General features: G+C 40.3%; 20 protein-coding genes, 2 tRNA genes and 1 pseudogene. All 23 read left to right on the top strand.

What is annotated here, in order from left to right; all coding sequences use genetic code 11:
* Window positions 1-10: 10 nt before the first annotated feature.
* The 23 genes and pseudogenes from HUK45_RS04790 to HUK45_RS04680 all read left to right on the top strand — a co-directional run bounded on the left by HUK45_RS04790 (window position 11) and on the right by HUK45_RS04680 (window position 15,582).
* Window positions 11-316, top strand: coding sequence for a hypothetical protein (locus HUK45_RS04790; protein ID WP_191911329.1), 306 nt, complete (start codon window positions 11-13; stop codon window positions 314-316).
* Between the two features lie 512 nt (window positions 317-828).
* Entirely contained in the window at window positions 829-1,341 is a 513-nt protein-coding gene (locus tag HUK45_RS04785) for a DUF1064 domain-containing protein (protein WP_191911328.1), read from the top strand.
* 190 nt (window positions 1,342-1,531) lie between these two features.
* Complete coding sequence (locus HUK45_RS04780; RefSeq protein ID WP_191911327.1) at window positions 1,532-1,975, top strand: ArpU family phage packaging/lysis transcriptional regulator; 444 nt, start codon at window positions 1,532-1,534, stop codon at window positions 1,973-1,975.
* A 546-nt stretch (window positions 1,976-2,521) separates the two neighbouring features.
* A tRNA-Asn gene (locus HUK45_RS04775) sits at window positions 2,522-2,594 on the top strand.
* Between the two features lie 150 nt (window positions 2,595-2,744).
* Window positions 2,745-2,817, top strand: a tRNA-Trp gene (locus HUK45_RS04770).
* Between the two features lie 545 nt (window positions 2,818-3,362).
* A complete protein-coding gene (locus HUK45_RS04765; protein ID WP_191911326.1) occupies window positions 3,363-3,992 on the top strand; it encodes a hypothetical protein in 630 nt (209 codons plus the stop codon).
* A gap of 44 nt (window positions 3,993-4,036) precedes the next feature.
* Window positions 4,037-4,480: a crAss001_48 related protein gene (locus HUK45_RS04760; protein ID WP_191911325.1), complete on the top strand. Its 444-nt coding sequence runs from the start codon at window positions 4,037-4,039 to the stop codon at window positions 4,478-4,480.
* Between the two features lie 108 nt (window positions 4,481-4,588).
* The gene (locus HUK45_RS04755; RefSeq protein ID WP_191911324.1) at window positions 4,589-4,822 is read left to right on the top strand and encodes a hypothetical protein; all 234 of its coding nucleotides are present in this window, start codon (window positions 4,589-4,591) and stop codon (window positions 4,820-4,822) included.
* Window positions 4,797-5,958 (top strand): annotated as a pseudogene (locus HUK45_RS04750) (DNA modification methylase). The gene HUK45_RS04755 and the pseudogene HUK45_RS04750 overlap by 26 nt, the downstream one beginning before the upstream one ends.
* 52 nt (window positions 5,959-6,010) lie before the next feature.
* Window positions 6,011-6,499 (top strand): helix-turn-helix domain-containing protein, encoded by a 489-nt coding sequence (locus HUK45_RS04745; RefSeq protein ID WP_191911323.1) that lies wholly within the window; start codon window positions 6,011-6,013, stop codon window positions 6,497-6,499.
* On the top strand, window positions 6,468-7,778 hold the full coding sequence (locus tag HUK45_RS04740; RefSeq protein ID WP_191911322.1) for a PBSX family phage terminase large subunit: 1,311 nt from the start codon (window positions 6,468-6,470) through the stop codon (window positions 7,776-7,778). The genes HUK45_RS04745 and HUK45_RS04740 overlap by 32 nt, the downstream gene beginning before the upstream one ends.
* Before the next feature lie 11 nt (window positions 7,779-7,789).
* Window positions 7,790-9,280, top strand: coding sequence for a phage portal protein (locus HUK45_RS04735; protein WP_191911321.1), 1,491 nt, complete (start codon window positions 7,790-7,792; stop codon window positions 9,278-9,280).
* 2 nt (window positions 9,281-9,282) lie between these two features.
* Window positions 9,283-10,434 (top strand): phage minor capsid protein, encoded by a 1,152-nt coding sequence (locus HUK45_RS04730; RefSeq protein ID WP_191911320.1) that lies wholly within the window; start codon window positions 9,283-9,285, stop codon window positions 10,432-10,434.
* A gap of 5 nt (window positions 10,435-10,439) precedes the next feature.
* Window positions 10,440-10,661 carry a hypothetical protein gene (locus HUK45_RS04725; RefSeq protein WP_102168115.1) on the top strand — a complete coding sequence of 74 codons (222 nt, stop codon included), beginning with the start codon at window positions 10,440-10,442 and terminating at the stop codon, window positions 10,659-10,661.
* 103 nt (window positions 10,662-10,764) lie between these two features.
* Entirely contained in the window at window positions 10,765-11,328 is a 564-nt protein-coding gene (locus HUK45_RS04720) for a phage scaffolding protein (protein ID WP_191911319.1), read from the top strand.
* Between the two features lie 20 nt (window positions 11,329-11,348).
* Window positions 11,349-12,269, top strand: a complete 921-nt coding sequence (locus HUK45_RS04715) for a hypothetical protein (protein WP_191911318.1) — start codon at window positions 11,349-11,351, stop codon at window positions 12,267-12,269.
* A 12-nt stretch (window positions 12,270-12,281) separates the two neighbouring features.
* On the top strand, window positions 12,282-12,701 hold the full coding sequence (locus HUK45_RS04710; protein ID WP_191911317.1) for a head-tail connector protein: 420 nt from the start codon (window positions 12,282-12,284) through the stop codon (window positions 12,699-12,701).
* Complete coding sequence (locus tag HUK45_RS04705; RefSeq protein ID WP_191911316.1) at window positions 12,682-13,029, top strand: putative minor capsid protein; 348 nt, start codon at window positions 12,682-12,684, stop codon at window positions 13,027-13,029. Before HUK45_RS04710 ends, HUK45_RS04705 begins: the two co-directional genes overlap by 20 nt.
* Complete coding sequence (locus HUK45_RS04700) at window positions 13,029-13,406, top strand: minor capsid protein (RefSeq protein WP_191911315.1); 378 nt, start codon at window positions 13,029-13,031, stop codon at window positions 13,404-13,406. Before HUK45_RS04705 ends, HUK45_RS04700 begins: the two co-directional genes overlap by 1 nt.
* Window positions 13,406-13,804, top strand: a complete 399-nt coding sequence (locus HUK45_RS04695) for a minor capsid protein (RefSeq protein WP_191911314.1) — start codon at window positions 13,406-13,408, stop codon at window positions 13,802-13,804. Before HUK45_RS04700 ends, HUK45_RS04695 begins: the two co-directional genes overlap by 1 nt.
* Before the next feature lie 16 nt (window positions 13,805-13,820).
* Window positions 13,821-14,417 carry a phage tail tube protein gene (locus HUK45_RS04690; protein WP_328797158.1) on the top strand — a complete coding sequence of 199 codons (597 nt, stop codon included), beginning with the start codon at window positions 13,821-13,823 and terminating at the stop codon, window positions 14,415-14,417.
* Window positions 14,418-14,471: 54 nt separating this feature from the next.
* Window positions 14,472-14,972 (top strand): hypothetical protein, encoded by a 501-nt coding sequence (locus HUK45_RS04685; protein ID WP_191911313.1) that lies wholly within the window; start codon window positions 14,472-14,474, stop codon window positions 14,970-14,972.
* On the top strand, window positions 14,935-15,582 hold the full coding sequence (locus tag HUK45_RS04680) for a Gp15 family bacteriophage protein (protein WP_191911312.1): 648 nt from the start codon (window positions 14,935-14,937) through the stop codon (window positions 15,580-15,582). Before HUK45_RS04685 ends, HUK45_RS04680 begins: the two co-directional genes overlap by 38 nt.

The raw sequence follows: 15,582 nt of genomic DNA, 5'->3' as shown, positions 1-15,582 counted from the left end.
GGATAGACGAGTGAAAAAACAAAACTTTAATATTAATAACATTGAAAACATCGGAGCACACTTATATGAATTAAAGGAATTAACTAATACAGTTGATGATTTATTGAGAAACATTGTAAGTCCTATGGGAAATAAGGGATGGGATGAAATTACCGATCATGAACGACTTATGACGGTATTTCAATTAAACCGTGATTCAGGGAAAATTACCACGCTGCTAGGAGTTATGAGAGACAAACTGTTGGATGATGGTAAAACATTAGCTCACGAAATTAACAGCTATTATTCCAATAGAAAGGATAAGAAAAATGGATAGTGTGTTGTATGGCATCATCTGGTTCACCATAGCGCTTGCGGTGCTGGTAACCATGAGCTTGGTTGGTGGCTGGGTATTGATACCGATGATATTAACGATAGTCCTGGCGTTCATTGCAGGACGTATGAGAGAGGGATGGTAAAAATGTACCTGTATATGTTTCAGTCAAAGGATTATGTCGTTGATGATTGCGTAGAAGAGTACATGGTAGCTGCTAACACGAAGAAAGAAGCTGTCAAAAAATTTAGGGGAGTTTTGAAAGAGAACAACGCCATCTTAAATTTCAAAGGACAGGGTTACAACCCTGATTGGTGGAATGTATATTGCTATCCAATCGAAAATCTGGAATTAATGCGATTTGGCGGTGAAACGACAATGCCGTGCAAGATTTGGAGGGATGCGAATGAGCATATATGACTTACTAGCAATTGTTATCGTTGGTGCTGGTGGCTTGTTCTGGGAGTAGTAACTACGATTAAGGTTGACGATACGCACGAAAGGATTAAACGCAAGTGAATCATTTTGGGAAGAAAGTTCATTACAAGGACTGGGACTTCGATTCGATTAAGGAACGTGACTTCTTCATCCAGTTTATCGAGAGCAGCGGAAAGAAGTTCAAAGTACACCCAAGCTACAAGGTAGTCGATAAGTTCCCGGTTGGTGGATATAACCAGCGTGGGATTACGTACGCACCGGACTTCGTTGTATATTCCCACGATGGAGCCGTTGAGCACGTTTACGATGTGAAGACGGGAATTAATCAACGAGCAGTTGATACGAGCGCTAAGCTACGTTTTAAGCTGTTCTCACTAAGAACTGGATTGCCAGTTGAAGTAGTTGTTCCTCGTCAGCATGATTTCAAGATGAAATTATTTGGCTTTACTAATCCGAGGATTCAAGAGGCTCATGCTCGACACGATATTCACGGTAATGTTCGACGAAGGAAGAATGGAGAACCTTACTACGACTACTACAACGTATACAAGAGCATTGATTATGATGTGCACGACTTAATCGGATTTTAGGAGGATTTATGAAATCAAAGAAAAAGAAACAAAAATCGAGCTTACGTCGGAAACACAAGAAACGGATAGAGCATAAATTAAAGAGGCAGGAAAAAGAAAGCAAATAAAAAGACGCCCCGAATAGGAACGCCCGGTTTGGTATAAAAATAAAAGCAAATTAATTATATCACTAATGATACGGGGGTTCATCGTGGATAATTTAGAGCAATTAACAATTTTCGGTAATGACTTGAATGTTGATAAAACTATCAAGAAGGTTAGGCATTTTTTTGAAGTAGATTATCCGGTAGCTAAAAGAAGAGCACACCGTGATGTAACTGGATTGAGTTCACCAGTAATTAGCGGGATGCCTAAAGGGACACCAGTTGGAAACGCAACAGAAGAACGATTAATTAATCGAGTATATTGTCGCCAAGTGGTGGCAGCCACGCCCAAGACAATTGATGAGTGTTCAAAGTGGAGCCGGAAAATACTTAGGTGGCTGTATCTTAACGGTGAAGATGACACTTACTGCATTAATAACATTCCTTATTCTGAAAGGTGGTATTACAAGCAATTAAAGCCAACTGCTTTTATTGAGTTTGCCGAAATATACCCAGTTGAGGAGTTGCTTGTATTTGAAAAAGTGCAGTAAAAGTGCAGTTTGAGTGCAGTTTTTGTGCAGTAAGAGTGCAGGCACAACACGGAAAACGGGGTTATTCTATTAACATCGAGAATTGAAAAAGGTTCACGATGAAACCCTGGACCCGAGCACGAATGACTTCAGCATTCACGTCCTTAAACTGCTTAATAATACGACTTTATTGACTCTGGCAGAGGAGTAGACGAGTTACTACCAGCAACTCAGGATTCTCTCTGTTAAGTGTGTGGAACGGTAACCAAGCCGGAGATGGATGCAAGTTCCATAATCCACGTTGAGACTAGCATGTACCAACTTTACAAATTTACCTCGATTCTATAATGACAGCGGTTTGGCTTTAGAGATGAATTCCCTTTGAATCTATGTGCTAATTGGGTTATTACTCCTTAATAAAAATTTACAGTTCTGAATAGCCGGCTCTGCTAGTCTCACGGCAACCACGTTGAAATTACAACGAAAGAAGTTCGCACTCAACTTCAACGGCTTAACGAGTGCACATTATACTTGCGGCAAGGGGGACAACTCCTTACGTAAGTTTACGCTGATGTGGGCCAGTGGTTGGCAAGTATTCCATTGAATTGGTAACACGGCGGTTCGATTCCGTCCATCAGCATTGAAGCGTACACTCGGAGCATTACACGAGTTCAGTAAAGTACGCAACAACTTAGATGATGTGAATGGCGTCCAGTAATGCCTAGTGGGAATGGCGCCCGTTATTCGTCTTGTAGTGCTAAGTTCTTTGACCTTCTTATAAGCACTACCTACGGGGATAAGTCAATTGGCTAGACGTGCGGCCCCCAAAGCCGTTTATCCAGGTTCAAGCCCTGGTTCCCGTGTTGAAGCACAATAAATTAAAGGAGATGTTAAGCCTCCTCTTTTAATGTTTAACAGTGCTTCGTGCTATGGTCCTCGGCAGGGCACAGGTAGTTTTTAGTTACGATTCATCCTACTTGCGCACAGCGGTGGTTCGACTCCATCCTCTAGCATTGCCCTATTCAGGGCGAGTTATTTTAACAGAGGCGATTAGGTGTGGAATCCTAGTCGTAAGTCCGAAACGACTTACCAAAAACTAGCCAACGTTCTACGGTTAGAGCTTAATTGGGAGTTCTTAATGATAGTGATTTTTATTCCAATTATGCATGAAGCTCGGTTCAACTCCGGCTCTTGGCATAGTAAGCAATCATTAAGAATAACTACTATATTTTTAGACACGTCAACTCAATTGCTTACGAGCTTCAGCAAGTACACAAAATATATTGATAATCATATATTGGTGTGAATGCAAAACGTTTGCTGGAGCGTGTCCGGTGTGGAAAGCCGGGCACACATATATATCACCCAAGCCTAGTCAAATGACTGGGCTTTTTGTATGATGTTATCGGTGATGTATATGAAATTTATAAAAGAAAACTGGTTGAACTGGTTAGCAAAATTATTGATAATTGCTATCTTGTTCGTGCCACAATATTATGTTTGGAAACAAAATTGGCAGACTAAAGGTATTTTTGGTGTGCTATCAATTGCTGTAGTAATATTTGTATTCAACTCAAATATTAGAGAACTGTTTATAGGCAGTGGAGGTGTTTCATTGAAAATGAAAGAATTAAGTGAAGATACGGCTACTGTTAAAGAACTAGGCTTGGATATAATAAAAGCTATGCTACTTTCGCTAAGTTATGACGATAATTCTTGGCAAGGATTAACACCAGTACAAAAAATTGATGTCTATCATAATCTTTTAAGAGCCAAGAAGAGATTGGCTTTACATGACGAAGAGTTAGAAAAGGATCTAACTATTGCTCAAAATTCAATAATTAGAGGATTCATTGTAAAATTTAGAAATTTGCAGTTAGAAGAAAATGACATAGCCGAGTTTTCGGGTGGAAATAAGATTATCCATTTTGAAACATTGAAGAAAGCCGTTGATGGCATACAGAATGCTAAAAATAAGCAAGAGTATCAGAACTACTACGATTCGTTAGTAGATTTCACAAAAGAAATTAATTATTAAACAGAGTCAGCCTAGCGCTGGCTTTTTTGTTTGGAGGAATACATATGGCAGGCAGCGAAATTCTTTTCGTCGAACTTGAAAATGGTAAAACATATCACACTTTTACATACAGCGGTGCGGATATTCCAAGTATGCAGTTCTTTGATATTAAAGGCAATCCTGTAAGTAATCCTTATGATATTGCATGTAAAAAGGCTCTTTACGATATTACAAAGCAGAAATGGTATTTACCATATAGCCTGCATTTCTTTGATCATGGAATTTTAGGACGTCTTTATTTGGGAGTGAAAAATATGAGTGAGCATAATTTGAAATTAGTTAAAGAACGTGATGATTTAGGATTGAAAATCAGTAAATTAAAGAAATTCATGAAAAGTGATGATTTTCATAACTTGGATAAATATGACCAAGAACTGCTTAAGGCACAAAAGAGTGCCATGAAGACTTACAAGCATATCCTGAATGAACGGATTTTCTGGGAAGCTTAGCAATGAAACATTATAAGAATTGGGGCACGGTCAGCAGTGGTGCAGAGTTGTACATGCTAAACCACACTGAACGGCATAGAAAGCAAAAGAAAAGGGCGAGAAAGCGTAATGAAATGGCTAGTGATAATTCTTACAGCAATGTTCACCGGAGCAAAACTAGCAAAAGCAATTAGTTGGTCATGGTGGTTAGTGTTTAGTCCAGCAATTATTTATTGGGGAACTGGTGCAGTAATTCTGCTATTAGCATGGATTGTAATTGCTATCTTTTGGTTAGCAGGATTCTTTCAATTTCTTATCAAGAAAAGGGGACTGAAAAATGCAAGTTCAAAGCATGAAGATTGATGAGGTTAAACCTTATCCTAATAACCCACGTAACAATGATGATGGGGTTGAAGCAGTGGCTAACTCAATTAAGCAGTTTGGTTGGCAACAACCTATCGTGGTGGATAAAGATAATGTAATCATTGTGGGTCACACCAGATACAAAGCGGCCAAGAAGCTGGGGATGGATAAAATCCCGGTTGTAGTTGCTAGTAACCTCTCTCCAGAACAAGTTAAAGCCTATCGACTAGCTGATAACAAGACGGGTGAATTAACCGATTGGGATATGAGCCTGCTTGACGATGAGTTGGGAGATATTGCGGACATTGATATGAGCGACTTCGGCTTTGATTTAGACATCCCCGAAGATGATGAAGAAGTCCAAGAAGATGATTTTGATGAAGAAGTTCCAGAAGAACCTAAATCGAAATTAGGTCAAATCTACCAGCTAGGACGACACCGTTTAATGTGTGGCGATAGTACCAATCCCGAAATGGTCAAAAAATTAGTGGGGGGGGGTGCAATGTGACCTGCTATTAACGGATCCACCATATAACGTTGGGTATGAAGGAAAACAATCATCTAAGATGACAATTAAAAATGATCGTCAGGAGGACGACAAGTTTTACAGGTTCCTGTTTGATGCGTTCAAGGCTGCTGAGGATAATTTGAAGCAGGGAGCATCATTTTATATTTGGTACTCTAGCTCTGAAGTGGTTAATTTTACTAATGCTGCTAATAATTCTGGATTAAGTGTTCGTGAAAATCTAATCTGGGAAAAGAATAATTTGGTTATGGGTCGTCAAGATTATCAATGGAAGCATGAACCTTGTTTATATGGATGGGTCGAGGGCGGTAGTCATTCATGGTACTCTGACCGGAAGCAAACAACTGTTATGCATTTTGATAAACCACAACGTGCAGATTTACACCCAACGATGAAGCCAGTAGCCTTATTTGACTACCAGATTAAGAACAGTACCAAGTCGGGTGACGTGGTACTAGATTTATTTGGTGGTAGTGGCACAACTATCATGGCTTGTGAGCAAGATGGACGTAACGCTTGCGTTATGGAATATGATCCGAAGTATGTTGATGTCATTATTAAACGGTGGGAGGATTTCACCGGTAAGAAAGCTGAATTGATTGAGGACTAGTTAGCCGCTAGTCTTTTTATTTTTGCGTGAAAGGCGGTGAGCATTACTTGCAATGGCTAAGGGAAGATACCAAAAGTGGCTAGAGAGTGAGAATCTGGTTTTACTTGAGGGCTGGAAAAGAAACGGTCTGACTGATAAGCAAATAGCCGGAAATATGGGAATTAGTGTTAACACGCTGAATAAATGGAAACAGCGATTTGTACAGATTAGACAGGCTTTAAAAATAGGTCACGATTCGGCTAATTATGCTGTTGAGCGGAAATTGTTTCAAAAAGCTATAAATGGTAATACCACCGCCATGATTTTCTGGTTGAAAAATAATTGGCGAGATAAATATAACGACAGTGAACTATCACCAGAAGAACGTAAACTGGCTGTTGCTCGTGTAGAAAAGCTTAAAGCCGATACTCGTATTAGCAATGCCCGAGCTAAGGCATTGGAAGGCAACAGTGAAGCCGGAGCATTAAAGGAATCAACGACCATTATTGACGATATAGGAGCGATTGAACATGCCGAAAATAAAGATGTCAAAGATGATTAATCCGCATTTTTACAAGATGTGGAATACTAACAAGCCTTATATCATTCTCAATGGTGGGCGTGGTTCGTTTAAGTCATCGGTGATTAGCTTAAAGCTTGCCATGATGGTAAAAAAGCAAACTCAGCTTAATCATCAAGTGAATTTCATATTGATTCGGGAAAATGCTAGTTACTTACACGATTCAGTCTATAAGCAAATGGAATGGGCGTTTACTCAACTTAATATGTTTGATGAATTTCTATATTTCAAGTCTCCAATGCGGATTGTACATAAGCGAACGGGAAGTACCTTTTACTTTTACGGTGGGGATGATCCGATGAAGCTTAAGTCAAACATCGTTGGTAACGTTATGGCTGTTTGGTATGAAGAAGCGGCTAACTTCAAAGGGCGTGAAGTCTTTGACCAAGCAAACCCTACCTTTATCCGGCAAAAGCCACCGTTCATTGACCATGTAACTGTTTACTATTCTTACAATCCACTTAAAAGCCCGTATGACTGGGTAAATGAATGGGTGGAAGATGAACGACAGGATCCTGATTGCTTAGTTGATACGTCAACTTATCTTGATGATGAATGGGGCTTTACCAACAAAGAACAGTTGAAGTTGATTGAGCGGTATAAGAAAAACGATTACGACTATTATCGTTGGTTGTACCTAGGCGAAGTCATCGGATTGGGTAACAGTGTATACAACGCTGATTTATTCCACCCACTGGAAACATTCCCGGACGATGACGATATTATGGAGCTTTACACCGGACAAGATAGCGGGCAACAGGTATCGGCAACGACCGAGCTAAATGTTGCTTTAACCCGTAAGAAGCGGATTATCTTGTTAAACACTTATTACTATGATCCGGCTGGTAAAGCGCATAAAAAAGCACCGTCCGATATTGCTCACGACTTGCACGAAGCAGAAAACAAGTGGATCGAACAATGGGGACGGCACTTTTACAAGCAATCAGCGGATAGTGCTACAAGTGATTTTGCCTTAGACCATGAAATGTACAAACAATATAATCAACACTATCACCATGTAGCTAAGACCGAGAAAACAAAGATGATTGACAACGTTCAGAACTTGTTGGCAACTGGACGGGTTTATTATCTTAATACTCCTGAAAATCAGATCTTTATTGAGCAAGCCCGCAATTATCGTTGGGACGAAGATACTTTACAGACTGATAATCCACGTGTAATCAAGGAAAATGACCACACATGCGATGCGTTTCAGTATCTTGTCTTAGATAACTTGCGGGACTTTGAACTTAAATACTAGGGGGTGTTGTTGTGTTTGAAGGAATACGAAACCTATTTAGAAAGGCAGGTGCAAAAATCGGTATGAATGGCAGTTTAATTGACGTGACAGACGACAATCGGGTTAACATGCCCGTTAGCGAGTATAAGCGGATTGCTAAGGATTTTCGCATGTACCGTAATGACTACGACAGCATTACTGAACACGTTGGTAAGTCGATTCATCGAAGAAAACCGCATACAGTTAACATGACCAAGACGGCTGCTAGACGATTAGCTTCAATTATTTTCAATGAAAAAGCTAAGGCCAGCTTTGGCGATGAATCCGTTAATGATTATATTGATGGCGTCTTTACTGATAATGACTTCTACAATCAGTTTGAAACCAATCTTGAAAAAGGAATTGTTGCCGGTGGCTTTGCTATGCGTCCGTATGTTGATAACGGCAAGATAAAAATTGCTTGGATTCGTGCTGATCAGTTTTACCCGCTACGAAGCAACACTAATGACATTCCTGAATGTGCGATTGTATCCAAGACCCAGCGCATTGAAAATCATACGGTTATTTACTATTCACTGTTAGAGTTCCATCAATGGGACGAACAGGGTAATTACGTAATCACTAACGAGTTATACCGTTCAGATAACAAGTCGGTAATTGGCTACCGAGTACCACTCAATCGGATATATGAGGACTTACAAGACCAGACTAGTTTTGGTCCGATGTACCGTCCGCTTTTTGCTTACTTTCATACACCGGGAGCTAACAATATCAGTTTAGAAAGCCCGTTGGGCGTTGGTATTGTTGACAATGCACGGGGTGAACTGAAGGACATTAACATGATTAACGATGCCATGCGCCGTGAGGTTCGTTATGGTAAGCGTCGGATTGTTGTACCTGAACAAATGCTTAAGATTGACGAGGTACACAAGCCGTATTTTGACCCCGAGGATCCTACCTATATTGGATTTGATGGGGATGACTTGAAGATTACTGATGTTACTAGCGACATGCGAATTGAACAGCTTAAATCGGCGATGGACTACGCCTTGCGCAAGTTTGAAGTACAAATTGGATTGAGTGCAGGTACATTTAGTTACGATGAGAGCGGTCTTAAAACGGCTACTGAAGTTGTTTCTGATAATTCAATGACTTATCAGACCCGTTCAAGCTACCTGACAATGGTTGAAAAGGCAATCAAGGAGTTATGTACCTCCATTCTTGAATTGGCTGATTATAATGGCTTATTCAAGTATGATGTTGCTAAGAATGACCCTGAATTTAGTATCTACTTTGATGATGGGCTTTTCGTTGATAAGGACAAGCAGCTTGACGAAGACTTAAAAGCGACTGCTGCAATGGCAATGCCTAAAAAGCAGTTCTTGATTCGTAATTATGGCTTAAGTGATGATGAAGCTGAAGAATGGTATCAAGAAACGCTCAAAGAACAACGTGACCAACAGACTAACATTGCTGAAGAAACACGCGGACCAGATGGCGATGATGATGTAGGAGCTGATTAATTGTGACTGCACATGATGATTTCCAAAAAGCCGGTAACAAAATCATCGACCTTTACGAACAACTGCAATCACAGATATTTAACACAATTATTGACACGTTAAAGGCTGGAGATTACAAACACGTTAGTAAAGATGATGTCGTTACTTGGCAAGCTAAGCAATTAGCTCAAATGGGGAAGCTTAATCATCAGACTATGAAGCTAATGGCACATGCTGATGGCTTAAGTGAAGACGCTATTAAGGACTTGATTAAGTTTCATGGTATTCAAGTAATCAATGAAGTTGATGGCGAATTACAGGATGTCACTGGACGAAAAGAACCAATATCTAGTGATACGCAAAACGCCCTCACAGCCGTTGTAAGCCAAACTTGGACTGATTTGAACAATAACATTAACGAATCATTAATCAGCTGTAACTACGGAGCTACGGCAACGACAAGGGTATATCGACAGATATTGACTGAATCAACATTAGCAACGGTATCTGGTCTAATGACTCACCAAAAAGCTGTCGAAAGCGCGGTCTATCGTGCAGTTGATCGTGGATTGCCTACAAGACTTGTTGATAAAGCTGGTCATAACTGGAGCATTGAGGGCTATTCTCGAATGGTAATCAATACGACAGTTAATCGGACTTACAATGATTTGCGGCTTAGCAGAATGAAGGACTTTGATATGCACTTAGCGTTGATGAGTAGCCACCCTAACAGTCGTCCGGCTTGCGCTTGGATTCAAGGTCACGTGGTTAATATCGTTCCGCCTGAAAGCCCTGATTATAACGATAAATACGATAGTATCTATAATCACGGCTATGGAACACCAGCAGGAACCCAGGGAATTAACTGTCACCATCGACTATTCCCGTTTGTTCCAGGTGTTAATGTGAACCATCAACCAAAATATGACCCCAAACAGGCGATTAAGAACGGGAAGATAGTTCAGAAACAACGAGCACGTGAACGGGCTATCAGAGACGCTAAACACCGCCTAGTAGTTGCTAAAGAATTAGGCGATGAAGAGCAAGTAAGTAAGTGTAAAGCGCTGATACGGGCACGACAGGCAAATATGCGAGAGTTTATCAAGCAAACGAACGAAAATCATAAAGTGCCAATTCTTACCCGTGATTACAATAGAGAAAAAATAACGGAGTGATATTTATGGAAGAACACTTTGAAACGTATGACGGTGAAGAGAAGATGGATTTGATTAGTCCAATAATTAGGAATGTTGAGTTCAAAGGTGACGCTAATAATTTTGGAAAAATGAAATTTCATGTTGATTTTGATTTACCGGTAATGGCTACTACCGAAAACTTGAAGCTTATACCAGAGATAGTAAAAGCAATTAGCGATATTAAGCTGGAAAAGATAACAAATTAGAAAATAACATTCGACCTGAGTATGTCGTAAAACTGCTTTTTTGTTATGCACTTTTTATCAGGGTCGTTGCCCTGTATAAAAATATCGAATGGAGGAAAGTTGCATGAAACGTGATGAATTACGAGAAATGGGTTTAACCGATGAACAAGTAACTAAGGTATTTGGTATGCATTCAGCAGAAGTTAATGATTTGCATTCCCAGATTAATACGATTACTGGTGAACGTGATCAATACAAAGATGAGTTGAATACCAATGCACAGAAACTAAAAGACTTACAAAAGGACGCTAAGGATAACGAAGAGTTACAAGGTCAATTAAAAGACTTACGTAAAGAGTTCGATGATTCCCAAAAGGCGTCACAAGATAAAATTGCAAGCCTTAAATTGAATAGCGCTGTTGACCTTGCTATTGCTGGCTCTCATGCCCGTAACGGCAAGGCTGTCCGAGCGTTGATTGATATGGATAAGGTCAAGATGGGTGACGATGGTACTCTTACCGGTTTGGATGATCAATTGACAGGATTAAAAGACAGCGACAGTTACCTGTTTGAAGAACAGCCCAAAAACACTAGTGATTCAACGATTACTGGCAATCCTAGTGGTGGTGACGGTGGTAGCGATGATCGTGACGCTGTTCGTCAAGCTCTAGGATTAAAGAACAAGTAGCAAGAAAGGATTGATTTTGAATGGCTACATTTAATTACGTTGAAAAAGATGGCACAATGCTGGACCAAAAGATTACTGAGGGATTAATGACTACGGCAATTGGTAACGCCGATGTTAACCTTGTGGCTGGTGGTAAGTCATTTACCTTACGGACTATCAGCACTTCAGGATTGAAGGCACATACACGTGGCAAGGGCTACAATGAAGGAACGATTGAAGACTCCAAGAAGGTCTACACAATGGGTCAAGACCGGGATATTGAGTTCTTCATTGACCAACAAGATGTTGACGAAACTAACCAAGAATTGGCAATGGCTAACATCTCAAAGACCTTTATCACCGAACACGTACAACCAGAATTGGACGCTTACCGTTTTGCTAAGATGGCTAAGGGCGCACAAGACGCTGGTCAAGTTGATACTACTAAGCTTACTAAGAGCAATGTATATGGCGCTATTAAGGACGCTATTATGCCATTACGTAAGTACGGACCACAAAACATTGTTGGTTTCTTGTCTAGCGACGCTATGAACAAGTTGGAACAATCAACTGAATTTACCCGGACAATTACTAACCAAAACGTGGCTGGTACTGCCCTTAATTCACGGATTGCTTCAATTGACGGAATCCAATTAATTGAAATCTGGGACGGTGCTCGTTTCATGTCTGATTACGACTTCTCAGATGGATTTAAGGCAAATGGAGACGCTCAAAACATTAACTTTATGTTTGTTTCTAAGCCTTCAATCATTCAAGTAGTTAAGGAAAACGCTGTTTACTTGTTCGCACCGGGTGAACACACTGAAGGGGACGGCTACCTTTACCAAAACCGTTTGTACCACGATTTATTTATCCGTGAATCACGGAAAGACGGTATTGTTGCTAACTTGTCTAAGGCAAGCACTGCAACGCCTACACCTGGTCCAACACCAAACAAGTAATAAGGTGATCTAATGGCACAAGAACAACGCTTAAAGAAAAGTGATTATATTGAGTTCGGGTATATCAGTGCCAAAGACAAAGGCGATGATGATTTCAATTCACTTGTTAGGCAAGCACAGCGTCAAATTGATGCCGTTACTAATTACTTCTATGATGACCATGATTTTGAAACCGATTGGGCGAAAAGGGTAGACGCCTATAAGGCTGCTATTTGTGAACAAATTGATTTCATTATTGAAACCGGAATTACCGCTTCCTACGATGGTGGCGATAATTTTAAGAGCGTTTCAATTGGTCGATTGTCATTGTCACCGTCAGTTAATCCGGTAAGTACAACGATTAACGGGGTATGTAAGGAAGCGTACCGATTGCTTGGCCGTTACGGATTGCTTTATCGTGGGGTGAATGATTATGCTGCCAAGAATAAGTAAGCGATTATGCAATCAATCCATAGCGCTTCAAGTACCAACGGGGGAAGAAGATGATTACGGCAAGCAAAAGACTGTGGAGCAAGCAATTAATAACGTGTTAGTTCAACCACAGACGATTTATTCAGGTTCAAATAACAGCCGGACAATCACAGCAAATGCGATTGTCTTTTTGTTTGCTGGTATTTCTGATCCGCTACCGAAGATTACGCCGGACTGGGTCGGAACTCACCTTAAATTTGAGGGACGAGATTACACGATTACTAATATTGTGGATAATCGAGAGCCTTACAGTAATAAGGTGTATTCGTATGAACTGGAGGTGCTGTGATGAGTGTACGAGTTAGTTACAACGGTAAGAAGTTAGCTGATGTTTTAAGCGGACGGTCATTACAACGAGCGCAATATATACTTGTAAATCAAGTGGCAGCCGATATGGATCAATTTATTCCATACAAGGAAGGGCATTTGGCAAAACAAATAGCTATTAGCCTTGATGGTAAGTCAATTCTTTACACGGTGCCGTATGCTAAAGCTCAATTCTATGGGTTAATTACTAACCGTAAGACTGGTAAAGTATCTCAAGTCCAAAACTATACGCCAACAGAGGGGCGTTCTCCATCAAAGCGCTGGGACTTAAGGGCTAAGTCGTTGTATGGTGACGTTTGGGCTAATAAGGTTAAGAAGAGCTTATTGGAGGGAAACTAATGGATTTAAAAGAGCGAGTCAAAGACTCAATCAATTCACTAGGCTTACCGCTCAAGTGTCTATTTGGCTATTTGGACGGTAAACATGATCCAGAGCTTCGTTTGCAAATGCTACCGGGTTCTAATGTGATTGAGCGTGATTATGCCGGCAATAAGACTGAACAATATCTCATGGAAGTAATCATGCAAGGTAGTGATGAAGGATTAATTAATCAAGTATTGTGGCAGATTGCCAACGTACTTGGCGATAACGATTTTAGAGTCATCTCAAAAGATCGCTCTTTTGTTTTCTCAACATTAGAGATTGCTTCATTTCCGCACCCGACAATGGCTGATACCACTGGGACGGTAATGTATGTTTTTGATTTTAAGATTACGGTTGATACTTTTGAAAAATAAGAAAGAAGGATAAATTATGGCTGATGAAAATACAACTCCAACAAGCACACCAAGCTTGGCAAGTTCAGCAAGTGCGAATACTGGTATTAAACCACAACCAGCAGGAACAAATAACAACTCTCTAGCAGGTGACGACACTGCACCTACTAATATCGGTAAGTTCTTACTGAACTGGCAAAATAAGATTGAAATTGCTACCGATGGTTTAGATAACGTTAACGATATTACTAAGGCAGCTTGGGCACGTTTAGCAGCCGGAATTAACAACTTAACTCCAGCAGAAAACGACACCACCGCCAATGATGAATATTATGACGGTGAAGGTTTCGGTACTTCAGACGTTACCTCTAAGCGTTACCAATTCACTGTTGCAGGTCACCGTGTATATGGTGATAAGGCACAAGATTACATTGCTTCTAAGATGTTAGAAATCGGTGACAACTTGAAGACTTTAATGCGAGTTACCTTTGCAGATGGCTCACAAGTCTACGGGATTGTTACTCTAACTAATATTGTCCCGGCTGGTGGTCAACCAGGCGCTAAGCAAACGTTTAGTTTTGTAGCCGTGTTCAACGGTAAGCCTAAGTTTGTCCCAGCAAGTGCTAAGAAGTAGTAATTAAGTAATGACAGAGACGAGTTAAAGTGAGACGATAGGAGGATACATAAAATGTCTGCAATCAATATGGATCTAGATAAGCAGTTCAAGTTTAATTTCAAACGAAGTGTAATCATTGGTGGCAAGACTTATCACGTCACATTTAACGATGAAATGGATCGGGCTTTGCGCAACTTGCAACTAGAAATTTCAGATTTCTACAAAAAGCAACAAGATGCTTCAAAGAAGTTTGAAGATGAAATGACTATTGACCAGCGAAAGGATTACCTCGAAAAACAGCAAATGGCATTACTTAATAATGTGTTTGAAGCACTAGATGATGTACTTGGTATTAAGGGTGCTGGTAAGTCTATCTATGATTACTACGATCAACAATCGTATGCACTATTCAAGACGATTAAAGTTCTACGTGAGACTAAAGAAAAGCTCGATGGAACGAATGAAGCCCGTCAACGTGAAAAGCACGAAGCCCGTACTGCTCAATACACAGGCAAAAAGAAGCGGGTGAGTGAACATGCTATCGCTAACAAGAAGCGAGGATCGCAAAAGTAATCCTACTGGTCTCAATAATGAGTTTGATTATCAAGGCAAGGCTTACAAACTTGACCTATCTTTTGACACGGTGATCAGTTTCTATCAGTTACTAGATGATGAACATTTTACCGCTGAGGAAAAGGTGTCAGTTGCCTTTGAGATGTTTTTTGGCTTTAAGCCACAAGACGCTGATTTCGCTGTTTCTGCCTTTGAACAGATTAGTAATTATCTACGAGAACAACCATATGGCAACGATGATGACGATGAACCTAGCTCAGATATGCAAGGCACCCCAACACCAGCCATAAAATACTATTCGTATACTCAAGATGCACAAGCCATTTACGCTAGTTTCCGTGAACAGTATGGCATTAACTTGCTTCAAGAGAAAGGTAAAATGCACTGGGACGAGTTCAAGGCATTATTTGCTGGTTTGAATGATAAAACCTATATGAGTAGGATTATTCAAATTAGAATGCGAGATACCGGTGAATTAAAGGGTCAAGAACTAACTGATGCACTTAATGCAAAACAATATTACGAACTTAACGAGAATAAGACTGAAGAAGCCCGTGAACAACAATTCACGGGCTTTATGAATACTATTAAGGCTTGGGCGCAATCTTAA

Origin of the sequence: Limosilactobacillus urinaemulieris (assembly GCF_014838745.1) — a bacterium.
In the GTDB taxonomy this organism is placed as follows: Bacteria; Bacillota; Bacilli; order Lactobacillales; family Lactobacillaceae; genus Limosilactobacillus; species Limosilactobacillus urinaemulieris.
The sequence above is the reverse complement of the archived record's forward strand: the minus strand, read 5'-3'. Positions and strand labels throughout refer to the sequence as shown.